Here is a 229-nt window from a genome sequence, read left to right on the forward strand (position 1 = left end):
CCCTCGTACACGCTGTTCTCGGCCCAGCCCTGCCGGTCGTAGTACTCGTTGTACGCCTCGCGCGCCCGCTCGACCTGATCCTCGGACAGGCCCAACGACCGGACCGTGTCGATCATCGGAGGCCCGACGACGTGCGCGTGGACATCCGCCCCCACCGGTGGGGTTCCGACGGTGGCCCGCGCGTGATCGAAACCGGCGAGGATGCCGGGCGCCGAGTCGGTCAGAGTTC

1 protein-coding gene is annotated in these 229 nt (G+C 69.9%); it reads right to left on the minus strand.

What is annotated here, in order from left to right; genetic code table 11:
- The coding region (locus tag AC0IX4_RS23455) for an HAD family hydrolase (protein WP_471831474.1) at positions 1-229 on the minus strand (229 nt) is incomplete at both ends.

This window comes from Rhodococcus sp. AC861, assembly GCF_979256035.1.